12 protein-coding genes are annotated in these 24,955 nt (G+C 63.3%); 4 read left to right on the top strand and 8 right to left on the bottom strand.

The genetic code is table 11. From position 1 onward, the window contains the following. Positions 1 to 3: 3 nt before the first annotated feature. The 6 genes from KMZ68_RS24100 to KMZ68_RS24125 form a co-directional block, all read right to left on the bottom strand. Positions 4 to 1,410 (bottom strand): amidase, encoded by a 1,407-nt coding sequence (locus KMZ68_RS24100; RefSeq protein WP_215613610.1) that lies wholly within the window; start codon positions 1,408 to 1,410, stop codon positions 4 to 6. Beyond that, positions 1,407 to 1,604 (bottom strand): hypothetical protein, encoded by a 198-nt coding sequence (locus KMZ68_RS24105; protein ID WP_215603819.1) that lies wholly within the window; start codon positions 1,602 to 1,604, stop codon positions 1,407 to 1,409. The genes KMZ68_RS24100 and KMZ68_RS24105 overlap by 4 nt, the downstream gene beginning before the upstream one ends. After that, positions 1,601 to 2,662 carry an ABC transporter ATP-binding protein gene (locus KMZ68_RS24110; RefSeq protein ID WP_215613611.1) on the bottom strand — a complete coding sequence of 354 codons (1,062 nt, stop codon included), beginning with the start codon at positions 2,660 to 2,662 and terminating at the stop codon, positions 1,601 to 1,603. Before KMZ68_RS24110 ends, KMZ68_RS24105 begins: the two co-directional genes overlap by 4 nt. A 4-nt stretch (positions 2,663 to 2,666) precedes the next feature. Then, positions 2,667 to 3,554 (bottom strand): ABC transporter permease, encoded by an 888-nt coding sequence (locus tag KMZ68_RS24115; protein ID WP_215613612.1) that lies wholly within the window; start codon positions 3,552 to 3,554, stop codon positions 2,667 to 2,669. A 19-nt stretch (positions 3,555 to 3,573) separates the two neighbouring features. Then, complete coding sequence (locus tag KMZ68_RS24120; RefSeq protein WP_215613613.1) at positions 3,574 to 4,527, bottom strand: ABC transporter permease; 954 nt, start codon at positions 4,525 to 4,527, stop codon at positions 3,574 to 3,576. Between the two features lie 175 nt (positions 4,528 to 4,702). Further along, on the bottom strand, positions 4,703 to 6,364 hold the full coding sequence (locus tag KMZ68_RS24125; RefSeq protein ID WP_215613614.1) for an ABC transporter substrate-binding protein: 1,662 nt from the start codon (positions 6,362 to 6,364) through the stop codon (positions 4,703 to 4,705). Positions 6,365 to 6,571: 207 nt separating this feature from the next. On the opposite strand from KMZ68_RS24125, the gene KMZ68_RS24130 reads away from it, so the two are divergent. After that, on the top strand, positions 6,572 to 8,179 hold the full coding sequence (locus KMZ68_RS24130) for an ABC transporter substrate-binding protein (RefSeq protein WP_215613615.1): 1,608 nt from the start codon (positions 6,572 to 6,574) through the stop codon (positions 8,177 to 8,179). Positions 8,180 to 8,344: 165 nt separating this feature from the next. On the opposite strand, the gene KMZ68_RS24135 is transcribed toward KMZ68_RS24130, so the two are convergent. Together KMZ68_RS24135 and KMZ68_RS24140 are read right to left on the bottom strand one after the other, a co-directional pair. Continuing rightward, a complete protein-coding gene (locus KMZ68_RS24135) occupies positions 8,345 to 10,573 on the bottom strand; it encodes a CHASE2 domain-containing protein (RefSeq protein ID WP_215613616.1) in 2,229 nt (742 codons plus the stop codon). A gap of 94 nt (positions 10,574 to 10,667) precedes the next feature. Further along, positions 10,668 to 19,757, bottom strand: a complete 9,090-nt coding sequence (locus tag KMZ68_RS24140; RefSeq protein ID WP_215613617.1) for a beta strand repeat-containing protein — start codon at positions 19,755 to 19,757, stop codon at positions 10,668 to 10,670. A 611-nt stretch (positions 19,758 to 20,368) separates the two neighbouring features. Here KMZ68_RS24140 and KMZ68_RS24145 point away from each other — a divergent pair. The 3 genes from KMZ68_RS24145 (at position 20,369) to KMZ68_RS24155 (ending at position 24,823) form a co-directional block, all read left to right on the top strand. Then, positions 20,369 to 21,151, top strand: a complete 783-nt coding sequence (locus tag KMZ68_RS24145) for a transglutaminase-like cysteine peptidase (protein ID WP_215613618.1) — start codon at positions 20,369 to 20,371, stop codon at positions 21,149 to 21,151. Between the two features lie 128 nt (positions 21,152 to 21,279). Next, a complete protein-coding gene (locus tag KMZ68_RS24150) occupies positions 21,280 to 22,398 on the top strand; it encodes a hypothetical protein (protein ID WP_215613619.1) in 1,119 nt (372 codons plus the stop codon). A gap of 241 nt (positions 22,399 to 22,639) precedes the next feature. Beyond that, a complete protein-coding gene (locus tag KMZ68_RS24155; protein WP_215613620.1) occupies positions 22,640 to 24,823 on the top strand; it encodes a PQQ-dependent dehydrogenase, methanol/ethanol family in 2,184 nt (727 codons plus the stop codon). Positions 24,824 to 24,955: the final 132 nt, after the last annotated feature.

Here is a 24,955-nt window from a genome sequence, read left to right on the forward strand (position 1 = left end):
GGCTTAATTCGGCACCCGGTCGTGGAAATCGGTGGCGCGCTGGAACGCCGCCCCGATCCGCAGCAGCATCGCTTCATCGAACGAACGGCCGACCAGCTGCATGCCGACCGGAAGCCCGCCCTGCGTGAAGCCCGCGGGTATCGCCAGCGACGGCAGGCCGAGATAATTGATCGGGCGGGTGAAGCGCGTCAGCCGCTGGATCACGGCTTCGGCGTCGGGGCTGTTGCCGACGTCGCTCTCAGCGATGGTGGGAGCCGCCACCGGCGCCGCCGGCGCGATCATGGCGTCGACGCCGGCGACCGCGGCATTGTGCGCCGCCAGCGCCGGCCCGCGCCAGCGCATCGCTTCGAGATAGGACACGCCTGAAATCGCGAGCCCGTTCTGCAGCCGCATCAGGACCTGCGGGCCGTAATCGCCTGATCGTTCGATCATCCAGCGTTTGTGGAAAGCGGCCGCTTCGGTAGCGAGCACGAACTGACAGGCCGCCGTGAGCTGGCGCTGCTCCGGCAGCTCGACCTGAACGATCGTAGCACCTTCCCGCTTCAGCGTCGCGATGGTGTCGTCGAGAATGCGCGCGACTTCGGAATCGAGATCGTCGACATAGAAGGCGGTGGGCACGCCGATGGTGAGGCCCTTGATCGATCCTCGCGTCGCCGCCATGTAATCCGGCACCGGCCCGGTAACCGCGGTGGGGTCTTCCGGATCCGCCCCCGCCATCAGGCCGAGCAGCAGCGCGCAGTCCTCGGCGCTGCGCGCCAGCGGCCCGACGGTGTCGAGCGACTGCGACAACGGCATCGCGCCGGCGCGGCTGATGCGGCCGTAGGTCGTCTTCAAACCGGTGACGCCGCAGAAATGCGCGGGCAAGCGGATCGAACCGCCGGTATCCGAGCCCAGCGCCGCGAACGTCAACCGTGCCGCGACCGCCGAACCCGATCCCGACGACGAGCCGCCGGTGATGCAATCGGGCGCCCAGGGGTTATGCACCGCGCCGTAATGCACGTTGTGGCCGGTCGGCCCATAGGCGAATTCCACCATCTGCAGCGAGCCCAGGCGGATCGTGCCGGCGTCCTTCAGCCGCTGCAGCGCCGTCGAAGTGGTGGTGGCGACGAAATCGCGCCGGATCTTCGAGCCGCAGGTGACCACGTGGCCCGCGTCGTAATACATATCCTTGTGCGCCAGCGGAACGCCATGCAGCGCGCCCTTGGCGGCGCCCTTCGCCAGCGCCGCATCGGCCACATCGGCTGCGCTGAGCGCCGCTTCGGCTTCAATGGCCATGAAGGCGTTGAGACGGGGCTGCCACTGTGCGATCCGGTCGAGACAGGATTGCGTCACCTCGCGCGACGAGATCTTCTTCTGCGCGATCGCCTGCGCGACCGACGTCAGCGACATCAAGGCGGGCTCGGTGCTCATTTCGACACCTTTGCAGCTTGCACGAGCAGAAAGCTCGCAGGCTCCAGGTCGAACGGCAGCGTGCCGGCGACCGGCGCAAAGCCTTCGAACGCCGGGCCCATGGAATGGGCGATACGCCCGGCGACATCGGCATCGACGGGCACGCCCGCAACGTCGGTCATCGCCTTGATCTCTTTCGCTGTGGGTTTTGTCATGTCACTCCCTCTGCCGGTGCGCGGCTGTGCCCGGAGCCTGATATGGCCATGTAGCACGCCGCTTCATGACCCATTCTATCGAGCGCGGTGAGTTTTGGTGTGGCATTTGCGCAGAGCGGCTCCGCGAACGGGCAGCGGGTGTGAAACCGGCAGCCTGGCGGCGGATCGATCGGATTGGGCGGATCGCCCGAAATCGGCGGCGTCTCGGTGCGGTTGTCGGGATCGGAGGACGGCATCGCCGCCAGCAGCGCCCGCGTATAGGGATGCGCCGGCGCGTCCCATACCCGGTCGACCGGGCCGAGCTCGACCACCTCGCCGAGATACATCACCAATACACGGTCGGAAATGTAACGCACCACGTTGAGATCGTGGCTGATGAAGAGATAGGTCAGTCCGAACTCGCGCTTGAGATCGACCAGCAGATTGAGCACCTGCGCCTCGACCGACTTGTCCAGCGCCGACACCGCCTCGTCCAGGATCACCAGCCGCGGCGACAGCGCCAGCGCACGGGCGATGTTGACGCGCTGGCGCTGGCCGCCGGAAATTTCGTGCGGATAGCGATTGGCGAAATTTTCCGGCCGCAGGCCCACCTTGCCGAGCAGTTCGCGCGCCAGCGCGCGGGCCGCCCCGTCGGCCATGCCATGAACCTTTGGTCCGAACGCGATCGATTCCTCGATAGTCAGGCGCGGATTGAGCGAGGCGTAGCTGTCCTGGAACACCATCTGCATGCCGCGGCGCAATTCACGGAGAGAAAGCGCGCGCCCGACCTGCATGCCGTCATAAATGATATCGCCGGCATCGCGCTGCATCAGGTGCATCAAGAGCCGCGCGGTGGTCGACTTGCCGCAGCCGGATTCGCCGACGATCCCGACCGTTTCGCCCTTGGCGATGGCAAACGACACGTCGTCGACCGCGCGCACCGTCTTGCGCTTGCTGAAGAGATCGCCGCGTACCGGGAAATGCTTGGTCAGGCCATTGACCTGCAGCAGCGGCTGCGCAGCGCCGCCGACATCCTCGACCGGCTCGAGCAATTCGACTGAGTTGGCGAGTTCGGTCATGGCGTCAGTTCCGTATGTCCATGGCGCTGCGCATGCCGTCGCTGAGCAGGTTGAAGCAGATCGATACCGCGAAGATCATGACGCCCGGCAAGGCCGCTACCCACGGATTGATGTAGATCGCGGTGCGCAGCGTGTTGAGCATCAACCCCCATTCCGGCTCCGGCGGCTTTGTCCCCAGGCCCAGGAACGACAGCCCCGCGGCCAGGATCATCGACACCGAGATCAGGCCGGTGGCGTAGACGAAGATCGGCCCCAGCACGTTGCCGAGCATGTGCACGCGCATGATGGTGAAAGGTCCGGCGCCGGAAGCGCGCGCCGCCTCGACGAAGTCCATGTTGCGCACGCCCGTGGTAACGCTTTCGGCGACCCGGGTGATTTGCGGTACGAACACGACAGTCAGCGAGACGATGGAGTTGACGATGCCGGCGCCGAGCGCGCCCGAGATCGCGATCGCCAGCAGCACCGAGGGAAAGGCGTAGAAGACGTCGACGGTGCGCATGATCGCGGTATTGATCCTGCCGCCGACATAGCCGGCGACGAGGCCGAGCGAGGTTCCGACCACGAAGGCAAGGATGACGGGGAGAATGCCGATCAGGAGCGACAGCCGGCCGCCATAGACCAGCCGCGCCAGCATGTCGCGGCCGAGTTCGTCGGTGCCGAGCGGATAGTTCGGCGCGCCGATGTGGCGGAGACGGCGGATCATCGAGCCCTGATAGGGATCGGCGAGCCCGAGCCACGGCGCGAGCAAGGCGGAGAGAAAGATCAGCGCCAGAATTAGGGCGCAGAACATGCTGACCTTGTCGCTGGCGATGCGGCGGCCGACCGTCGCCCAGTAGCCGCGCGCCTTGGTGGCGGGCGCGGCCTGCAGGGCGGCATCTGATATCGCGCTCATGGACGGATACTCACTGGCTTCAGCCCCGCTTGATTCGCGGATCGATCGCGGCCTGCGCGATATCGACCATCAGATTGAGGCACACGAAGAACAGCGCCAGCACCAGGATGGTGCCCTGCAGCAGCGGCAGGTCGCGCTGGAAGATCGCGGAATTGAGCAGCAGCCCCGAACCCGGCCATGAGAACACGGTTTCGATCAGGATCGAGCCGCCGAGCATGTATCCGAGCTGCAGTCCCATCACCGCCATCGCGGTCGGCGCGGCGTTCTTGATGACGTGGCGGAACACATGGGTTTCGCGCAGGCCCTTGGCGCGCAGGGCCTCGACGAAATCCTGCGAGAGGATATCGCCGGTCAGCGCGCGCACGGTGCGGGTGACGATGCCCATCGGGATCACCGAAGTCGTGATCGCGGGCAGGAACAGATAACGGATGTGCTCCCAGTCCCAGCCCCAAGCGCCGGAGCCGCCGGGACCGGCGCCGACCGCGGGCAGCCAGTTGAGCTGCACCGAGAAGATGATCACCAGCACCATGCCCAGCCAGTAATGCGGCACCGAGACGCCGGCAATCGCGATCGAAGTCGCCAGTTTGTCGACCCAGCTGTCGCGGAAATAACCGGCGATCAGGCCGAAGAACAATCCGAGCGTGAAGCCGATCGTCGCGGCCGCGATCGCAAGCGTCACGGTATTGCCGACCGCGCGCATCACTTCGGTCAGCACCGGCCGGCCGGTGGCGATGGAATGGCCGAGATCGCCATGGACCGCTTTCCACAGCCACAGCCCGAACTGCACCGGCAGCGGCCGGTCGAAGCCGTAGGCGACGCGCAATTGCGCCGCCAGTTCCTGCGACGCATCGGCGGGAAGGATCGCGACCAGCGGATCGCCGGGCGTGATGTGCACCAGGAGAAAGCACACCAGCGCCACGCTGACGACGATCGGGATCACATAGACGATGCGGCGGGTAACATAGACGAACACAGGATTACCTAGAATGTATTGCGCGACGAGATGGTCGGGCTCCCCTCCCCCTTGCGGGGAGGGGTTGGGGAAGGGGGTGGCCGCGAGGTCGGCGGGTGTGGCTACCCCCCACCCTAACCCTCCCCCACAAGGGGGGAGGGAACGAGACATCTCGCCACGAAGAACGAAGTGCGAATCACGGCGTCATGGAGATCGGCGAGAAGTCCACGAACCAGCTCTTCGGCTGCACGAAGCCCTTGACCTTCGGGCTCATGGCGCGGGGAGCGACGTCGTGGGCGACGTAGAGGAATGCCGCATCGTCGACGGAAGCCGCGTGCAGCTCGGCGAGGGCCGCGTCTCTCGCGGCCGGCTCGAAGGTCTGGCGCGCCTTGGTCACCAGCTCATCGAATTTGGGATTGTTGATGTAACCCCAATTGTTCGACACCGGCGGCGCCATCGACGACTGCAGGAAGCGCACCAGGGCGAAGAACGGATCCATCGCCGCATAGGTGACGTTGGTGGCGTTGGCGCCGTTGGCGGACGGGTCCTTGGTGCCGCGCCGCCAGTTGGTGAACAGCGTATTCCATTCGATGACGTCGAGCTTGACGTCGAAATAGCATTCGGCCAGCGCCTGCTGCAGGTACTCGTTCATCGGCAGCGGCAGCATCTGGCCGGAGCCCGACGCCGAGGTCTGGACCTTGACCGACAATTTCTTGTCAGGACCGAAGCCGGCCTCCTGCATCAGCTTCTGCGCCGCCGGCTTGTCATACTTGATCTTGAAGGTGACGTTGCCGCGCCAGGGGTGGCCGGGCTCGAAGGTGCCGGTGGCCGGCACCATCAGGCCGCCGAGCAGGCCGTCCTTGAGGCCTTCGCGATCGACGCAGAGATTGGCCGCCTTGCGAACCCGGATGTCGTTCCAGGGCGAGCCTTCGACGCGCGAGAACTGCCACGGCCAGACATGGGGCTCCTCGTTGGTCTGCAGCACGAAGCCGCGCTGCTTGATTTGCGCGACCGCATCCGGCGCCGGCGCTTCGATCCAGTCGACCTGGCCGGACAGCAAGGCCGCGGTCCGCGCATTAGCCTCCGGCATCGGCAACAGCAGCATCTTGTCGACCTTGGGAACGCGCGCCTTGTCCCAGTATTTTTCGTTCTTCACCAGCTCCAGCCGCTCGCGCGGCGTGAAGCTCGACATTTTCCAGGGGCCCGTGCCGGAGGCGTCCTTTGCGAACGCAGCCCATGCGGCCTGCGATTTCGCCTTGGCGTCGGCGCCCTCGGCCACATCGTAAAACTTCTGCCATTTCGAGGGGCTCGCCATGAACAGGTTGGTGAGGTTGATCGGCAGGAAGCTGTCCGGCTCCTTGGTGGTGAGCTCCACCGTCATGTCGTCGATCTTGCGGGCCGAGGCCAGCGTCGGCATCCGCGACGCGGTCACGCCGACCTGGCTCGGGTCGAACTGCGGTGCATCCTGCTTGAGCACCTTTTCGACATTCCAGACCACGGCATCGGCGTTGAACGGCGAGCCGTCATGAAAGGTGACACCGGGACGAAGCTTGAACGTCCACTTCTTCTTGTCGGCGTCGTCGACTTTCCATTCGGTCGCAAGCCCCGGGATCATAACGCTCGCCTTGTCGGCGGAGGACAGGTCCCACATCGTCAGCCCGTCATACATGGTGAGGCCGGTGAAGCGGTTGCCCTCGAAACCCTGATCGGGCTGGCCGAGCGTGCGCGGAATGTCGGCGGCGGTCATGCCGATACGCAGGGTGGTCTGCGCGAAAGCGGCTACCGGCAGTGCAAGCCCCACCGCCAGCACGGCAACCGTCACGGCAGTCCGGCACTTCCCTTGTTGTTCGACACGCATCGCAGCAACTCCTTTTCTTCTTTTCGATCTTGATGATTATTTCTTATGCAACGTTATGCAACGCCTGTGCCAATGGCGACAAACCGTCTCACATTGCGATTTGCTGCGCAACTTCCTGTGAGCGCTCATGCAAGAGGGACAGCACTGCCTAATCTGGCATCAAGCTTGCAATGCACGCTCCAATTCCCCTCCAATGGAGCTTAGTTGATGCGCATCCGAAATTCGATGCTTCTTGCTGCCGCGGCGTTCGCCATGGCTGCCGCCTTTTCCGGCATTTCGGCGCAGGCCGAGACCGTGGTGCGATACGGCATCTCGATGGCGGATATTCCGCTGACGACGGGGCAACCGGATCGTGGCGCCGGCGCTTACCAGTTCACCGCCTATACGATTTACGACCCGCTGGTCGCCTGGGAAATGGACGTGTCCGACAGACCCGGCAAGCTGGTGCCCGGCCTCGCCACCGAGTGGAAGGTCGATGAGTCCGACAAGAAGAAGTGGCGATTTACGCTACGGCAGGGCGTCAAGTTCCACGACGGCAGCGACTTCAACGCCGATGCGGTGATCTGGAATCTCGACAAGGTGCTCAACGACAAGGCGCCGCAGTTCGACAAGCGGCAGAGCGCGCAGGTCAAGACCCGGCTGCCGTCGGTCGCGAGCTACGCCAAGGTCGACGACTCCACGATCGAAATCACCACCAAGACCGTCGACTCCTTCTTTCCCTACCAGATGCTCTGGTTCCTGGTCTCCAGCCCCACACAATATGAGAAGCTCGGCAAGGACTGGGACAAGTTCGCTGCCTCACCTTCAGGCACCGGACCGTTCAAACTGACCAAATTAGTGCCGCGTGAACTCGCCGAACTGTCGAAGAACGCCGACTACTGGAACAAGAAGCGGATCCCGAAGGTCGACAAGATGGTCCTGATCCCGATGCCGGAGGCATTGACGCGGACCAACGCGCTGCTGGCCGGACAGGTCGACCTGATCGAAACGCCGGCGCCCGATGCGGTGCCGCAGCTGAAATCGGCTGGGATGAAGATCGTCGACAACATCACCCCGCATGTCTGGAACTATCATCTCAGCGTGCTGCCGGGCTCGCCCTGGACCGACATCCGCTTGCGCAAGGCGCTCAATCTCGCGATCGACCGCGACGCGGTGGTGGGCTTGATGAATGGCCTCGCCAAACCGGCCAAGGGCCAGGTCGATCCGTCGAGCCCCTGGTTCGGCAAGCCCGGCTTCGAAATCAAATACGACCTGGCGGCGGCGAAGAAGCTCGTGCAGGAGGCCGGCTACTCCAGGGAGAAGCCGCTGAAGACCACCTTCGTCATCGCGCAAGGCGGCACCGGGCAGATGCTGTCGCTGCCGATGAACGAATTCCTGCAGCAGAGCTTCAAGGAGATCGGCATCGATATCGACTTCAAGGTGGTCGAGCTCGAGACATTATATACGGCGTGGCGCAAGGGCGCGGCGGACGAGATGAACGCCGGCATCACCTCCAACAACATCGCCTATGTGACCTCGGACCCGCTCTATGCCATCGTGCGCTTCTTCCACTCCGGCCAGATCGCGCCGGTCGGCGTCAACTGGGGCGGCTACAAGAATCCGAAGGTCGACGCCGTTATCGACCAGGCCAAGCAGACCTTCGATATCGCCAAGCAGGACGAGTTGCTGGCGCAGGCGCACGCGCTGATCGTCGACGACGCCGCGCTGGTGTGGGTGGTGCACGACACCAATCCGCACGCGCTGTCGCCGAAGGTGAAGAAGTTCGTGCAGGCGCAGCACTGGTTCCAGGACCTGACCACGATCGGGCTGGAATGAGATTCTGATTCGCGGAGCACCTCCTAACCGCCTACCAAGGCCGTCATACTCCGCGAAAGCGGAGTATCCAGTACGCCGCGGCCTTTCGATGCCAGCTCTGGCGTCTCTGGAATAATGGATCGCCCGCTTTCGCGGGCGACGACGACGGCGAATCAAGCTCTCGCGCTACTTGGTCAGCAGCGCGAAGGCACCGTTCCAGTCTTGCGGCGGCGGGCTTTCCTGATAGCCGCGGATTCGCGTCTCGTATAATTTGTACAGATATTCCAGCGCGTGCCCGTCGTCGCCCTTGCGGCCGCGCTCGATCGCCGCCAGTGCGCCGTCCCAGTCGCGGCTGCGATAGCAGGTCAGCATCTCGATGGTCAGGTTGCGCAGCCGCTGGAAATGTTCGGACTGCGCGGTGTCCTGGCGGCCGGCGATGGCGTAGATCACCTCGGGCTCCTTCTTGCCCTTGACCATGATGAAATCGAGTTCGAGGATCGCAAACCTGTCCTTGACCGCCATCGCGGTCCTGGAGCCGATGATGATGGGGAATCCGTATTCCTTGGATTGTCCTTCCAGCCGCGACGCCAGGTTGACGCTGTCGCCCAGCACCGAATAGTCGAAGCGCAAATTGGATCCCATGTTGCCGACGACGCAGACGCCGGTGTTCAGACCGACGCCGACATTGATCGGAATATAGGTGTGACCGCCGTCCTTCGCCTCGATCTCGCGGTCCTGGTTGAGGGCGTCGATCCGCTCCAGCATGTCGAGCGCGGCTTCGCAGGCGTTGATCTCGTGTTCCTTGTCGTCGAGCGGCGCATTCCAGAACGCCATGATGGCGTCGCCCATGTATTTGTCGATGGTGCCCTTGCGATCGAGGATGGCGTTGGTGAGCGGCGTCAGGAACCGGTTCATCAGCGCCGTCAAACCTTGCGGATCGTGCTTGTAGGACTCCGAGATGGTGGTGAAGCCGCGGACGTCGGAGAACATGATGGTCATCTCGCGCTCCTCGCCGCCGAGCTGGAGCTTTTCCGGCGACTGCGCCAGCTGCTCGATCAGCGCCGGCGACAGATACTGGCCGAATGCCGAGCGAATCTGCCGGCGCTGCTTCTGCTCCCTGACGAAGCTGGAAAAGATCAGGGTGAGATAGATCGACGTGGTCGACGCCAGCGGGTAGGTGAAATCGATCAGCAGGCGGTGCTGGGTGTAGAAGTACCAGGAGGTTCCCATCAGCACCGTCGCAAACAGGGCGCCGACCGCAACGAGGGTAATCGGTCCGAACATCGGGGCAAACGCGATCACCAGCAGCCCGAGGAGGAGAGCGGAGAGAAATTCGGCGACGATGGCGTAATTGGGCCGCGACAGTTCCGTTCGGGTCAGCACGCTCTCGAGCACCTGGGCGTGAATTTCGACGCCGGGCATCACGGGATCGACCGGCGTGGTCTTGACGTCGAGCAGCCCGACCGCCGAGGTTCCGATCAGCACAAGCTTTTGCGCAATCCTATCCGGCGCGACGCGGCCTTCGAGCACGTCGACCGCCGAAACATAGATCGACGGATCGCGGCGCGCGAAATGAACCCAGATCTGGCCGTTGTTATCGGTCGGAATTTCGAAACCCCTGACGCCGACGCTCTGCAGGCCGGCCTTTTCGGCCTTGGTTAGAATGGTGCCGCTGCCGCTGGCGACCCGCAGCATCTCGAAGCTCAGCGACGGCATGGTGGCGCCCTGCGCCAGCATGATCATCGGCACCCGCCGCACGATGCCGTCGCGCTCGTTCTTGATCGAGAACAGCCCGCGCCCCGCGGCCGCCTCCTCCAGAACATGAACGTTGCGCACCAGCCCGGGAAAATCGAGCAGGAACGGTTGCGGCTCCTCGCCGCGCATGGCGAGCCCCGTTACCGGCAGCGACTTGTCGAATTCGGTGAGGACGTAGGGAAGCCCGGATTCGCCCAGCACCACGCGGGACCGCTTGATGGCATCGGCCAGGATTTGATCGTTGCTCGGCAGCGCACGCAGCTTGGCCCGGGTTTCCTCATCGAGGTTGCGGATGGTATCGGCGGCCTCGCCCGGATTGAGCCGGTCGCGCTCCGCGAACACGATATCGAAGGCGATCACGACGGCGCCGAGACTGGTCAACTTGTCGACCAGATCCGCGATCCGCGTCCGCGGCCAGGGCCACTGGCCGAATTTCGCCAGGCTCTTTTCGTCGATGTCGATGATGGTGACCGGCCGTGCGGTCTTCACCCGGGGGTCGAGGACCTGGAATTTATCGAAGGTCCTGACCCGCAGTTCCTCGACCACGGCGGGATCGGCGACGCGCAGCGCCGCCAGCCCGATCAGGATCGCGAGGCACAGCAGCCTCGCAATCCCGAACTTTCGCATGAACCAGCGTCGTAATATCCTCAGTCGCTTCATGCTGCTTGGGTATCACGCTCGGGCTGGCCGATCACGCCAAGATGTGCGCGGGCAGTGAAAAATATCGCATGACGCCAGGAATCCGCTTCCGCCGCTAGGCGCCGCCGCCGGCGGGGAGGATGAAGTCGTTGGCATGCAGGCCGCCAAAGGACGCGTTCTGCAACCGGATCGTATTCTGGCCATTCAGATGGAGGTCAATGAGTACGTCGTTGCCATCGATGATGACGTGGCCTGCAGCAACCCAGGCGCTGAAATCATTCGAACCGCTGGAATCGAAGGCGGCGTAGTCGAGCTGGATATGGTCCTGCCCCGACATGAAATCGCCAATGGTATCGTTGCCGATGCCGCCCAGCGCGGTGTCGTTGAAGACGAAAGTATCGTTGCCGCCGTTGCCGAAGAAAGTGTTGTCGTGCGTGTCGCCGGTCAGGGTGTCGTTGAACTGCGAGCCCGTCAGATTGGCGATGTTGGTCAGCGTGTCGATGCCTGCCCCGCCGGTATTTTGAGGATTCGGGGTCGATAGATCGACCGTCACGCCGCTGCTCGCATGCGCGTAGCTCGCGGTATCTCCTGTTTCGCCACCATGACCGATCAGGTGGTCGTCACCCAGACCACCCTCGAGCACGCTGCCGCCGTTGCCGGTCAGGGTGTCGTTGAAATCCGAGCCGCGCAGGCCTTCGATGTTGATAAGCGTGTCGGTGCCGGCGGCGCCTGTGTTCTGGGCGCCCACGAAGGCAAGGCTCACGGACACCGCCGCAGTCGCATGCTCATAACTGGCGGTGTCGACGCCGTAGCCGCTGGCGCCGCCATCGAGCGTGTCGTTGCCCAGCCCGCCCTCGATCACGTTGTTCTGGCCGTCGCCGGTCAGAACGTCGTTGAAATCGCTGCCGCGCAGATTTTCAATCGAGATGAAGATATCGCCCGCAGCGGCGGCGCCGCTGGTGGTGCCATCGAACAGATTGACGCTGACGGGCGCCGTCGCATGGGAATAGTCCACCGTGTCGCTGCCGGGATCGAACGGACCGAACGGACCGGGCATGCCATTGAAGACATCGGCCTGATTGCCGCCGAAGAAGACGTCCGCGCCATCATGCGGCTGGCTATGGTTGTCGGCGAAGCCGCCGGTGCCGACGGCACTGTAACTCACGGAGTTGAAGATCGCATTCAGATCGGCGATTCCCGCCTCACGCGTCACCGGGCTATTGTACTCGCCGATTGCCGCGAACAGATCGATCGCCTGGATATTCCAGCCGTTGGTATTGACCAGAACATGATCCTGGGTGGTCTGGGCCGGGTCGGTCGTATTGAGGATGTTGATCGCGGTGACCGTGCCTCCGCCCGACGAGGCTAACCCGGTGCCGATCAGTTCGAAGGTGATTCCCCTCGCCGTATTGACTGCGAAAATGTGCGTATCGTCGTTCGCAAGCTGTGCCGCGTTGCTGGCGGCCAGGTCGTCATACAGCGTGGAGAAGTCGTAGCCGTCCGGCGTCTGCACCGTGACGGCGACCTGGCCGGTGAAGATGAAATCGCTGGCCTGCGAGCCAACCATCCCTTGGACAATGATCGAGTTTCCGGAACCAAAGCCGGTAATTCTGGTGTCGCTGCCCGCGCCTGCCGTGAACTCTCCGTTGCTCGGATTGAAAGCACCCGTCGTGAGCGTGGCCAACCCGCTTCCGGTTCCGATCCCGCTGATTCCCGCCAGCCGCAAATCGATCCGGTCGCCTTGGGCGCGATTGAAGTCGGTGATGCGGTCGTGGCCACCATTCGCCTCGTAGACGAAAATATCCGCGCCGGTTCCGCCGATCAGCACATCGTCGCCAGCCCGGCCATCGAGCACGTCATTGCCGGCCCGGCCTTCGAGGGTGTTGTTCGCGCTGTTGCCGGTGATGATGTCGTTGAATTCCGAGCCGCGCACCCGGGTGACGCCGCTGACGATATCGTCGACGCCGCTGGATGCGCCGACCGCGCTGCCGTGATTGGTGGAGGCATTCGGGTCGGTATTGTCTCCGAGCGTCACCACTACGCCGCCGGTCGCGTTGTAGAATGCGATGCGGGTGTTGCCATTGCCGATGACGGTGTCGTCGCCGCCGGCGCCTTCGAATTCGTTGAAATCCGTAGCGGTCGCGTTGGTGGCCGAAACCTGCGTGTTGCCCGCGTTGGCGCTGCTGGTCGAGAACCCGACGGCATTATAGACATCGGCGAAATCCGTGCCTGTGATCCCCTCGACGGAGTCCAGGAGATCGGAGCCGACGTCGGACCCGCCGGTCACCGTGCCCGCCGCCAGGTCGACGGTGATGCCGGTTCCGACGAAGGCGCCGCGATAGATGGCGCGGTCGAATCCGACACCGCCGTGGGTGACATCGTGGCCGCCGAGCCCCTCGAAATTCTCGTTGGTGCCAAAGGGATTGTCGCTGCCGAAGAAGGTGTCGTCGAAGAAGGAGCCGCGCACGCGCGACACGCCGGTGAAGGTGTCGGTCCCGACCGAGCTGTCGCCGCTGGCATGTCCGGAAGCGCCCTGCCCGCTTATCCAGCCATCGAACGTGACGGTGACGCCGGAAGTCGCATGATAATAGGAGATGCGGGTGTCGCCGTTGCCGATGATGGTGTCGTTGCCGCCACGGCCCTCGAACTCGTTGAAGGTGCCACCCACGTTGAATGCGACGGTGCTGCCGGCATTGGTGCTGGAAGCGCTGAAACCGGTGGCATTGAAGGTGTCGGCGAAGTTGCTGCCGGTGACGAATTCGATCGACTGCAGCGTATCGGCGCCGACCGAGCCGTCTCCGGTCACGGTGCCGGCGGCGAGTTGCACATTGATTGGCCCTGTCGCGCCGCCATAATTGGCGCGGTCATAGCCGAATTCGCCTCCGAGCGTATCGTTGCCGCTCCGGCCGGTGAAGATGTCGTTGACGTCGCCGGCGAAGAAGGCATCGCCGCCGCCATTGCCGACGAAACTGAAGGTCCACTGACTGACCAGCGCCTCGATCGGGCCCTGGTCGCCATGCGACTGCGCAACCACGGCATTGTACCAGTCGGCAGCGGGCACATGCAGACTGAAGGTCGCAAGCGGCGTATGGCTTGGGTCATGCGTCACCTCCTGAATGAAGGTGATGGTGCCCGCTGTGAACCGATGGAGTTCCGGGTTGTAAACGAAGCCGCTGCCCGTGACGAGGAAGTCGCGATTCGCCTGACCGTTGACAATCGTGAATGAATGAGCGGGGTCGGCGCTATCAGGCACCACGTCGCCGCGCCCCATGGCGCCGATCGGATCGTCCTGATCGAAATCATATCCGTCCGCGGTCAGCACCGTGAACTGCGCATCGACGATACTGGCGCCGACAAAGACCGTTCGGTCCGGACTGGCACCATCGGACAGAGTGAGCGTGACGGCGCCGGCCCCCGCATAATCCGGGTCATCCGTGACGAAGAGAATCCAGTTGGCCTGAATGTCGCCGAGCGTGAAATGGTCTCCGGGCGCGATGGTGTCGCCCGATTCTGCGTTGAACAGATGGCCGTGACTGGATTCGACAACCGTGAAGGTCAGGCTCGCCGGATCGCCATCCAGATCGTCGGCCTTGACGTCAGCCGTGGTGAGCGCGACAGAGCTGCCTCGCACGACGGCGATGGCCATGTCGCCATCGACGGTCGGCGCCTGGTTGGCGACGACGATGAAATCGGCGGCGTGCAGGTCAGCGGCCGCAACGTTCTTCAAGAGGAGAGTGTCGTCTGGCGACAGATGGATCAGCGTGTCATTGCCCTGAGTTTCGAAGACGCCGGGGGTGGCCCTCCATGCATCGAGGTCGGCCTCGGTGAACACGCCGTTGACACTGAGCGGAACGCCGCTGAAATGATCCAATTGGATCCGGTCGGCGCCCGGCGTGAAATCATATATCGTGTCGTGACCTGCACCGGGTGAGAAAACAAACGTGTCTGCGCCGCCAAGACCGATCAGCAGGTCATCGCCGCCGAGGCCATCGACCGTGTCGTTCCCCGCGGCGCCGTAAAGCGCATTGCTGCCGTCGGTCGCGACGTTCGCGGTGGTGAAATAGGTGATCTGAACGTGGCTTCCGGCAACCACCGTGCCGATATCATTGGTCAGTGAAATCGCCAGGTCGTCGAGCGCGCCGTTGGGATCGACCGGGGTATCGAAGGCGCCTGGAACGTAGGGATCGGTGTTGGTAAAGCCGAAAACCGATCCCCGCCACTGACCGCCGAGGCCAACAAGCGCAGCATGGACCCCCGAAGTCGGACCGATAGCCGAGACGATAGCGAACGACGCGGAGCCGTCCGGATTTTGAGCAACGTCGTTGAACGTGAAAAAGGTGCCGAAAGGCTGTAGATCCTGATCGGGATCAAAGCTGCGCATGAACCTAACTCCCGTTAGGTCCAACGTGCCGCCGTTGTCGATATCGATCGTGGTCGTGAAGAAATTGGCGTCGGTTCCGAGCTCGATGGTTTGAGTCAGCGTGACATCGTTACCGGCATCAAGCCTGGTCACGACAGACGATCCACCGTCGAAGGAATGGAACACAGAACTGATGGGAGTGAAGTCATGGACCCCCAGCATTGGATCGCTGTTGAGCACGACATGACTGGCGCCGATGTCGTACCCGAGCACGATGCGATCTTCCGGTGTGCCGGGCGTCGTCACATTGCCTGCACCCGGGAAGACGAATCCATTCGTTGCGCCATCCGGCGTCACCACGATGCTGACACCTGCGGTGGATGTCAGGGTCGAGGTCGCCAACTCGTTAAACACGAAGTCATCGGCGACGAGGCTCGCAAGTGAGACGTTGCTGAGCGTCAGCGAATTTCCGCCGCCGAAATCGATGAACGTATCCACGCCGCTCGGCGTCGCATGGGCCAGCACATCCGCGAGCGAGTGAATGCCCGGCACGCCGGTCAGATCGATCCGGTCACCGTCGCTGTGGTGGAAATCGGCGATGGTGTCGGCGCCGTAGCCGGCGGCATAGACGAAAGTGTCCGCGCCGCCGCCGCCGATCAGCCTGTCGGTTCCACCGCGGCCGTCGAGCGTATCGTTGCCGCCGAGACCGTTGAACTGCTCGATCGTTCCCGGAGCATTGTCGCTGCCGAGAAGAACGTCGCCAAAATTACTGCCGACGACGGAGTTCACGCCTCCGGTAATGGTGTCCTGTCCGATGTTGGCGAGATCGCCGGACGCGGTGCCGTGCGCAGTGCCCGCGGCGAGATCGACCGTTACGCCGGCGCCGGCATTGACGTAGAGAATCGTGGTGTTGCCGTTGCCGGTGATCTGATCGTCGCCATCCCATCCCTCGAACTGGTTATAGGTGCCGTTGTTGCCGACGTTGAACAGCAAGGGATCGAGATAGCCGGCGGCACCGAAGTTTGTGGCGTCGAAGGTGTCGTTGAAATTGGTGCCTTGCACGCCTTCGATCGAACGCAGCGTGTCTGTGCCGGTAGAGGCATCGCCGGCGACGATGCCGTGGACCAAATCAACGCTGACACCGCCGGTGGTAAAGGTCAGAATGCCGTATTGGGCGGTATCGAAGCCACCGCGACCGTCAATGAAGTCGTCGCCGGCAAGGCCCAGAAAGCTTTCGTTGTTGGCGCTTCCCAACAGGGTATCGCCGAACATCGAACCCATGACGGCGTTGACGCCGCTGAAGGTGTCGGTTCCGGTGTTGGCCAAATCGCCGGACGCCGTGCCGTGAGCGGTGCCGAGTTCGATGTCGACGGTTACGGCCGCCGTCGACTGCGAATACTGAATCCGGGTGTTGCCGTTACCGTAGATGAGGTCGTTGCCGCCCTGGCCGTCGAAATTGTTGAAGGTACCGTAGCTCCCGACATTGCCGGTGGCCGGGTTCAGGAAGCCCGCGGAGCCGAAATGTCTCGCATCATAGGTGTCGGCGAATTGGGTCCCGCGAACCGCTTCGACGCTGTCCAGCGTATCGGTGCCGATCGACGCGTCGCCGATCACGGTGCCCGCGGCGAGATTGACGGTGATGCCCAAAGTCGTGGCGGGGTCGTTGCTGTAAACGGCCAAATCGTAGCCGCCGCGGCCGTCGATGATATCGTTGCCGCCGCGACCTTCAAATGACTCGTAGCTGCCGTTGATATTGTCGCTGCCGCGCAGCGTGTCGCCGAAGCTGGACCCGATCACCCCGCTGACGTTGGTAAAATGATCTGATCCGACCGAGGCATTGCCGATCGCCGTGCCCGCGGCGAAATCGACGGTCACAGCCGCGGTAGCGCTGGCATAGGAAATGCGGGTCAGTGCCTGGCCCTGCACGTTGACATTGCCGATGATGAAGTCGTCGCCGGCCATGCCTTCGAAGGTGTTGAGGCCAATGGGCACGCCCGGCACCCCGGAAATCCCGGTGAAGCCGACCGCCGAATAATGATCGATAAAATTGCTGCCCTGGATCGCCTCGATGTCGGTGAGCGTGTCGGTGCCGACGCCCTGGCCGGACACCGTCCAGGCAGCCATATCCACGGTGATGCCGCCGGTCGCATCGGTGTAGACGGCGCGGTCGAGGCCGGTCAGGCCGATGATGGTATCATCTCCGCCGAAACCCTGGAGGATGTCGTTGCCGGCGGTGCCGGTCAGGGTATTGCCGTCGTTGTCGCCGGCGATGGTGCCGGGATTGGCCACCACGGCGGCAACGGGCTGATCCGCATCATAAACGCTGACGCGGACCGGTATCGTCGTCGTGCCGACGCTGTTGCTCAGCGTGACCGTGAAATTCTGGATCGCGAGCTGGCCGGGCAGCAGCGAGGCAAAATCCGACCTCGGCTCGCTGAAGTGCCATACGATGTTCCCATCGGCGTCGAACTCAGCGGTGAACCTGCCGGTCGGATCCGAAACGCCGAGCGTGACGCCGTTGTGGTCGCCGGTCAGCGTTATGATGCCGCTCGCCTCGAGTATCGGCGGCGAATTCGCGGTCTCCCGGATGATCGCGCTGTGGCCCGAGGTCGCATCGGCGAGGAAGATATCGCCGGTGCCGGGAGTGTCGCCCTGCGAAAGATTGGAGGCGCTGCTGCCGAACGCGACGAACAGCCCACCGACGCTAATCGCCGCGCCCAGGTTGGAAGCGGCGTCGGACTGCGTTCCGTCGGCGAGGCTCGAAACCAGCCGGTAGACGGGGTTGCCGGGATCGCTGACGTCCACGACATAGGTGTCCGCGACGGCATTGGTGTCGCCGGACGTCAGATGCGCGTCGCTGGCAAAGATGATGAAATGACCGTCCGGGCTGATCACCGGATTGTAGCTGGCGCCGGAGGCATTGGCGGTGTGGAACACGACCTGCCCGGTGGAGAGATCGTAGAGATAGATTTCCGAGTGCCCGCCCGGCGCGTCGCTTTGATAGACGATATAGCGTCCGTCGGCGCTGAGCGAAGCCGCACTGTTGCCGGCATCCGTCGCGGTGCTTGCGATGTCCGTTACCGTCCCGGTCGACAGGTCATAGGTGAGGAGATGGCCGGATCCGCCGGGCGTCGACGCACCAGTACTCCAGAACGCGATCAAATGACCGTTGGCGCTGATCGCCGGCAGCCAGACCGATCCGGTTTCTCCGATTGCGGCCGGCGTGATCGTGGCGAGCACGTGGCCCTGCTGATCGTAGACTCCGATGCTGTTGCCGCCATGCTCGACGACGATGATGCTGCCATCCCCCGAGACCGCCGGCGCGCCGCCTTCGACGAGCTGGATCGTGTGCTGGTAGTGCGCCGAATCGGAGGGATCGTTGTTGTAGATGAAGACGTAGGACTGGGTGCCGTCCGAGCCCTGGAAAACGATGTAACGGCCGTCCGCGCTGATGGTCTGGCCACTGTAAGTGAAGCCATTGCCCGCCTGCGCGATCGTGATCGTGGTGTTGCTTTGCCGGTCGTAGAGGAAGATCGAGCCATCGGGATCGTAGACGATGGACTGCCCGTCGGCGCTCATAACAGGACCGAAATGGTCGCCGCCGTCCCCGGAGATGCGGGACACCGTCGGCGGGGTCACCACGAAAGGCAGCGGCGTGGCGGGCACCACGACCTGGACCACGATCGGGTCCGCCGGAGCCGTCGATGATCCGGTCGGCCCGGAGCCGGAATTGATCACGACTTGAACGGGCGTTCCGGGGCCGGCTGGCAGCAGACTGCCGGTGTTGGCGCCGACCGGCGCATTGAATTGGGTAGAGGTCGAATCGGCCGGCTGGATCTGGCTGCCGGCAAACCTCGTCGGCTGCTGCGGATTGGCGTTATCGGTGTGTTCCGGCAGATTCGGGAATAGCTGCCTGCCGACGTCATAAGTCTGCAGCAGAGTCTGGAAGGTGTTGAACTCCAGCGCAACCTGCGCGACCGTCTTGTTGCTCTCCTGGGCGATCACCTCGAAGTTGGCCACCGGCGTCAGCGTCAAGGCAGAGCCGTTGCTGGTCACCGTGCCGATCAAGACCCCTTGGGTGTTGAACACCTGAACCGCATGAACCTGACCGTCGCGCTGGTCGACGACCGAGATCGACACCCTGCCATCGACCGCGGAAATGTCGAGGATGACAGCGGTGCCGCGAATGCCCATGGTCGCGACCGGCGTGCCGACCTTCATGTCGCCGGTCTTGGCGACCTGACCGGCGACGAAGCTCGCCGCGCCCTGCACCAGCGTGAACAGCGCCGAGTTCGACGTGCTTCCCGCCTCGTAGGTCAGGTCACTCAGCATCAGCCGCGCACTGGCGGAGAGGTTGAAGGTCGTGCCGTCGATCAGCACCAGGCCGAGCGTGGAGCCGCTGCCGGTCTGCACCACGTCGCTCTGGTAGACGTTGTCGCCCTCGTTGAGCGTGACGGTGACGCCGTTGCGCACGACGCTGGCGCTGCCGGTCATCTTGACGACGTGGCCGACCACCTTGCCGGCGGCGGCGGCGCCGGAGGCCTGGGCGTATTGAACGTGTCCGGTCAAGGCTTCGATGACGCCGGGGTCGAGCGGCGCGCCCTCGGGCGAGACCAGCATCGGACGCTTGTCGCCGTGGAAGTAGTTCGGCACCACCACGCGGTGGAACTGATCCGAGACGATCAGATCGGTGCCGGATCGCGAATAGTCGCCGGAGAACAGCAGATGTGCATCGGGGATGGTGACGGCGTCGCTGCCGCCGCGATGTGCCGGCGAGTCGGAATAGAGTGCGACACTGGAAAAAGTGTCCGCAGCGCCCGATCCAAATTTACCGGCGAAGTTCAATGCAACACCGTAAATAGTTAATACTTAAATAATATTCCGTATGGCTTCGTGCTTATCACTACGCGGAACAATGCGAAACCATCTCCAGCTTGTGCAAATCTCATTCCGCACAGCCTTCGCCAAACGCGTCTTCTTGAGAAACGCCCGGACAGCGAAGTATTCGGAATCGATCCCGCAAGTACTGAAACGTATTTCTATCCATAAACCCGCCGCTTTGGCGTAGTTCCACGTATAGATGCCGCAACTGATACTCTTAATGATTTTCAACCTGTATCCTGTTGCAAAATACTGCGCCAGTTCCAAAACAAAGACTGTGATCTGGATAACAGAACGAGGCGATTCCCTCCGAATTAGCCAGATTCGGCCGAAATCGCCGCAAATACAACCTCAGAGTGCCTTCTTGCGCCATTGCGAGCCGGGACCGGGACCGGGCGATCGATAAAATTTTCAGCAAATCGGCGAGACGGGTTTCAGCCTGTTTCGCACTTTCCGAGCCGCTGCCCCCGGTCTTAAGCAGATCAAAAGCTGCCCCGCCCATCCTCGCCTGTGAAACGATCCGGTCGCGAGCTGGCTGATGAGGCCTCGCCGACGCCCGGACATTGGGGCGTCAGATGGGGATTTTCGGTCACTCGCGCGCATTGCGCGCGGTCGTACTTGCCTGCGGCATGGCCTTTATCGGACCAGCGGCAGAGCTTTCCGCGGCAACGCTGAATTCATCGCAGGCGTCGGATCCGATGGAGCGATCCGCCGAGCCGTTCGGGCTGTTTGCCTCGGCTCTCTCCGGCGGAGGCCTGCGGGAAAAATGGCTGGGCATCCAGCGCCGTCTCGACGACGAAATGGTGCAGCTGGCGCTGTGCGAAGGTGACCCCGACCGCTGCGCCGCTCCGGCCGCGCTGCAGTTTCTCGCCATTGTCGAGACCGCCAGAACCCGCGAGGGCCGCGCCCGGCTCGGTGAGATCAATCGCGCGATCAATCTCGCCATCAGGCCGATGGGCGATCTCGAGCAATATGGCGCGATCGACGTCTGGAGCTCGCCGCTCGCGACCCTGACCCGTGGCGCCGGAGATTGTGAAGACTACGCAATCGCCAAATTCGTTGCCTTGCAACGGGCCGGCATCTCCCCCGACGACCTGCGCATCGTGATCATGCGCGATACCATCCGCGGCGAGGATCACGCCGTCGCCGCCGCGCGGCTGGACGGGCACTGGCTGACGCTGGACAATCGCCGCATGGCGATGATCGAGGACGCCCAGGTCAGAAACTACCGGCCGAGCTTCGTCATCGATCGCGACGGCGTCAAACGCTACGAGGATGCGCCGATGCCTGCGCTCAGGGACCGCAACCTCGTTTCGGAAGCGGCGAGCCATTCCGGATTAGAAACCTCGCCGATGTAACGCCGCCTCCCCGACCGCCCTCCGCAACGACGATCGAGATCCCGGCCGACAATTTCACTTCGTCGCAGCGGCTGAAGAAGCTATATGGTCCCGGCAGGTTCGGTTCGATGCTTGTTCGGCGGGGATGAATGCGGGCGATTATTCTGGCCATCGTTGGACTGCCGCTGGCATTGATGCATCCGGCATGCGGGCAGAACGCCGCGGACCCCGACCGATTGATCCGCGAGATGCTCCCGCTGTTTGACAGCAATCGCTGCGCCATATTCAGCGACACCGCGGAGCGGCTGTTCTGCGGCGACCCCGGATTGAACCGGCTGTCCGCACGACTGAGCGGCGCGGTGCAGGGCAGGCTGGACCGGATTCCCAACCGCCGCCTCGCGATCGAGGAAAACGCGGAATGGATCCGAAGCCGCAATTCGAGCTGCGGCATCTTCAGAAACCAGAGACTTTCCGCGCCCGAAATCAATTACATCAAGGGCTGCCTGTTGAAGCAAACGGAAGACAGGATCGATATCCTGGACGACCCCAATTTCGATTGCCTGTCCTCGAACAACGCCGCCGGCTTGCTGATCTGCAGCGACCCCGATCTGGCCGCCGCCAAGACCGACTTCAACAGCATGGTCGTCGGCCTGCTTGCGAAGTTGAAGGGCGACGACGCCAGGCGGGCACTGCTCGAATACGAGCGATGGAGCAGGGAACGCGATCGAACCTGCGATCTGGCGGACAAGGACAATGTGCCGCTGGAAGAGCTGTCGTCGTCCGAAGCCTGCCTGGCGGATTATTTCAAGCGGAAGACCGCCGAACTCGCCGCGGCCAAGGGCGATCCGGGGCGGATCTTTGCGCGGCCTGCGTTCTCGCCCCTGCCCGATGCCAATGCCGTCGATCTCTGCGTCGCGCAAATCCATGCGGCCAATACCTGCGAAGGTTTTCTGTCGGTGAAGCGCGTCATCGAGCTGGACAGCGAAATAGCGCCGGCGAGCGCCATCGTGACCGCCGAGATCGAGATGAGCGTGCTGACTCCCTTTGCCGTGTGCAGCCCGATTGCATCGGGGTGCACCGGTTCATGCTGGGACGCCAAATCCGGGGAAGCCAAACCGGCGCCGGCGAGCCGGGCAAGCCTGACGTCCGGCCGCCGCGTGAGCATCCAGAAATCGTTCGCCTTTCAGCGAACCGATGGCGGCGGCTGGCGCTGCGAAACGGCCGCACTCCAGCCTGTCGAGGCCGGGGTTGCGATGAGCGCTCCTTAAGCCCGACCCATCGCCATCGACCGAACGCTCCGGATCAATTCGTTCGATCATCGCATAGCCGCAACTTGAATCGCTGTTCGATATTGCAGTGCAGCCGGAATGCGGATGGCATGTCGCTTGGCGGAAATTATGGCGACATGAATTTTCTCTTTTGCGCTTCGCCGCTACCTTTGATTGACGCCCCGCTTTGTACCGGCATACCATCGCCGCAGATCCGCTAGAGATCGCCAGGGAGGGAAAGATGAGACGTTCGCCACGCGTTGATTTTGCTCGCCGTTTTTTTCGCAACATCGCCACTGATCGACACCGGACGGCCCGCCTCGCCTGCGCCGCCACGGCAATCGGCTTCGGCCTGGCGCTTTCGTTCAGTCCCGCCATCGCCCAGAACGCCGCCAAAGGTTCTCCCGATCATATCAAGGCCGTGACATCGGCGGTCGACGGCGCCTCGATCAAGGCCAATACCGCGACCTCGAACGACTGGCCGACCATCGGTCTCGACTATGCCGAGACGCGCTTCAGCAAGCTCAACCAGATCAACGCCGACAACGTCAAGAAGCTCGGGCTGGTGTGGAGCTATCCGCTGGAATCCTCCCGCGGCGTCGAAGCGACGCCGGTCGTGGTCGACGGCATCATGTACCAGACCGCGTCCTGGAGCGTGGTGCACGCCATCGACGCGCGCACCGGCAAGCGACTCTGGACCTTCGATCCGAAGATCGATCGCGAGAAGGGCTACAAGGGCTGCTGCGACGTGGTCAATCGCGGCGTCGCGCTCTGGAAGGGCAAGGTCTTCGTCGCCGCCTATGACGGAAGGCTGATCGCGCTCGACGCGGCGACCGGCCAGAAGGTCTGGGAAAAGGACACCCTGATCGACAAGGAGCATTCCTACACCATCACCGGCGCGCCGCGCGTGTTCAACGGCAAGGTGGTGATCGGCAATGGCGGCGCCGAATATGGCGCGCGCGGCTACGTCACCGCCTATGACGCCGACACCGGCAACCAGGCATGGCGCTGGTTCACGGTGCCGGGCGATCCAAGCAAGCCGTTCGAGGATGAATCGATGGCGGCCGCGGCCAAGACCTGGGATCCGGCCGGCAAATACTGGATCAATGGCGGCGGCGGCACCGCCTGGGATACCATCACCTTCGATCCCGAATTGAACATGGTCTATATCGGCACCGGCAACGGCTCGCCCTGGAACCGCGACATCCGCAGCCCAGCCGGCGGCGACAACCTCTATCTGGCGTCGCTGGTGGCGCTGAACGCCGACACCGGAAAGTACATCTGGCATTACCAGGAAACCCCGGGCGACCACTGGGACTATACCTCGACCCAGCCGATGATCCTGGCCGACCTCACGATCGACGGTGCGCCGCGCAAGGTCATCCTGCATGCGCCGAAGAACGGCTTCTTCTTCGTCGTCGACCGCACCAACGGCAAGTTCATCTCGGCCAAGAACTTCGTCGATGTGAACTGGGCGACCGGCTACGACGCCAATGGGCGGCCGATCGAGGTGCCGGCGGCGCGCGGCGAAGCGGCCTATGACAGCATCCCCGGCCCGTTCGGCGCGCACAACTGGCACCCGATGTCGTTCAATCCGCAGACCGGCCTCGTCTACCTGCCGGCGCAGAACGTGCCGCTGAACCTGACGCCGGAAAAAGCCTTCAAGCAGAACGCGGCCACGCCCGGCAAGTTCGGCGGCGCCACCGGCTGGAACGTCGGCTTCATGCTCAACGCCACGCCGCCAAAGGCGCCAGCGTTCGGCCGGCTCCTGGCCTGGGATCCGGTCAAGCAGAAGGAGGCATGGCGCGCTGAGTATGTGGCGCCGTGGAACGGCGGCACCCTCACCACCGCGGGCAATCTGGTGTTCCAGGGCACCGCCGACGGCCGCTTCATCGCCTACAACGCCACCACGGGCGAAAAGCTCTGGGAAAGCCCGACCGGCACCGGCGTGGTGGCCGCGGCCGGGACCTACATGATCGACGGCAAGCAGTATGTGACCATCGCGGTCGGCTGGGGCGGCGTGTTCGGAATTTCGCAGCGCGTCACCGAGCTGGAGAGCCCGGGCACGGTCTATACCTTCGCGATCGACGGCAAGGCGCCGCTGCCGGCCTTCGTCAAGTACCAGACCGAGGGACTGCTGGAGGGCGTGAAATACGACCCGAAGGACGTGCCTGAAGGCACCGCGATCTACGTCGCCGCCTGCGCCACCTGCCATGGCGTCCCCGGCGTCGACAAGGGCGGCAACGTGAAGAACCTCGGTTACGTTTCGAAGGAGACGATCACCAACCTGAAGGACTTCGTATTCAAGGGCCCGTTCAACGATCAGGGCATGCCGGATTTTACCGGCAAGCTGACCGAAGCGGACGTGGTGAAGATCCAGGCCTTCATCCAGGGCACCGCGGACGCGATAAGGCCGAAGAAGTAGGCCCAATTCGTCATGCCCGGCCTTGTGCCGGGCATCCACGTCTTGGGAGTGCGGAAGAAGGAAGAAGGAAGAAGGAAGAAGGAAGAAGGAAGACGTGGATGGCCGGGACGAGCCCGGCCATGACGGGAATCG

Origin of the sequence: Bradyrhizobium sediminis, assembly GCF_018736105.1 — a bacterium.
Lineage (GTDB): Bacteria > Pseudomonadota > Alphaproteobacteria > Rhizobiales > Xanthobacteraceae > Bradyrhizobium.

Bases quoted from the DNA above. Each gene is read 5' to 3' on its own strand.
- KMZ68_RS24125 (WP_215613614.1), bottom strand. From the start codon at position 6,364: ATGCGTGTCGAACAACAAGGGAAGTGCCGGACTGCCGTGACGGTTGCC.
- KMZ68_RS24155 (WP_215613620.1), top strand. From the start codon at position 22,640: ATGAGACGTTCGCCACGCGTTGATTTTGCTCGCCGTTTTTTTCGCAAC.
- KMZ68_RS24105 (WP_215603819.1), bottom strand. From the start codon at position 1,604: ATGACAAAACCCACAGCGAAAGAGATCAAGGCGATGACCGACGTTGCG.
- KMZ68_RS24115 (WP_215613612.1), bottom strand. From the start codon at position 3,554: ATGAGCGCGATATCAGATGCCGCCCTGCAGGCCGCGCCCGCCACCAAG.
- KMZ68_RS24135 (WP_215613616.1), bottom strand. From the start codon at position 10,573: ATGAAGCGACTGAGGATATTACGACGCTGGTTCATGCGAAAGTTCGGG.
- KMZ68_RS24100 (WP_215613610.1), bottom strand. From the start codon at position 1,410: ATGAGCACCGAGCCCGCCTTGATGTCGCTGACGTCGGTCGCGCAGGCG.
- KMZ68_RS24130 (WP_215613615.1), top strand. From the start codon at position 6,572: ATGCGCATCCGAAATTCGATGCTTCTTGCTGCCGCGGCGTTCGCCATG.
- KMZ68_RS24145 (WP_215613618.1), top strand. From the start codon at position 20,369: ATGGGGATTTTCGGTCACTCGCGCGCATTGCGCGCGGTCGTACTTGCC.
- KMZ68_RS24150 (WP_215613619.1), top strand. From the start codon at position 21,280: ATGCGGGCGATTATTCTGGCCATCGTTGGACTGCCGCTGGCATTGATG.
- KMZ68_RS24110 (WP_215613611.1), bottom strand. From the start codon at position 2,662: ATGACCGAACTCGCCAACTCAGTCGAATTGCTCGAGCCGGTCGAGGAT.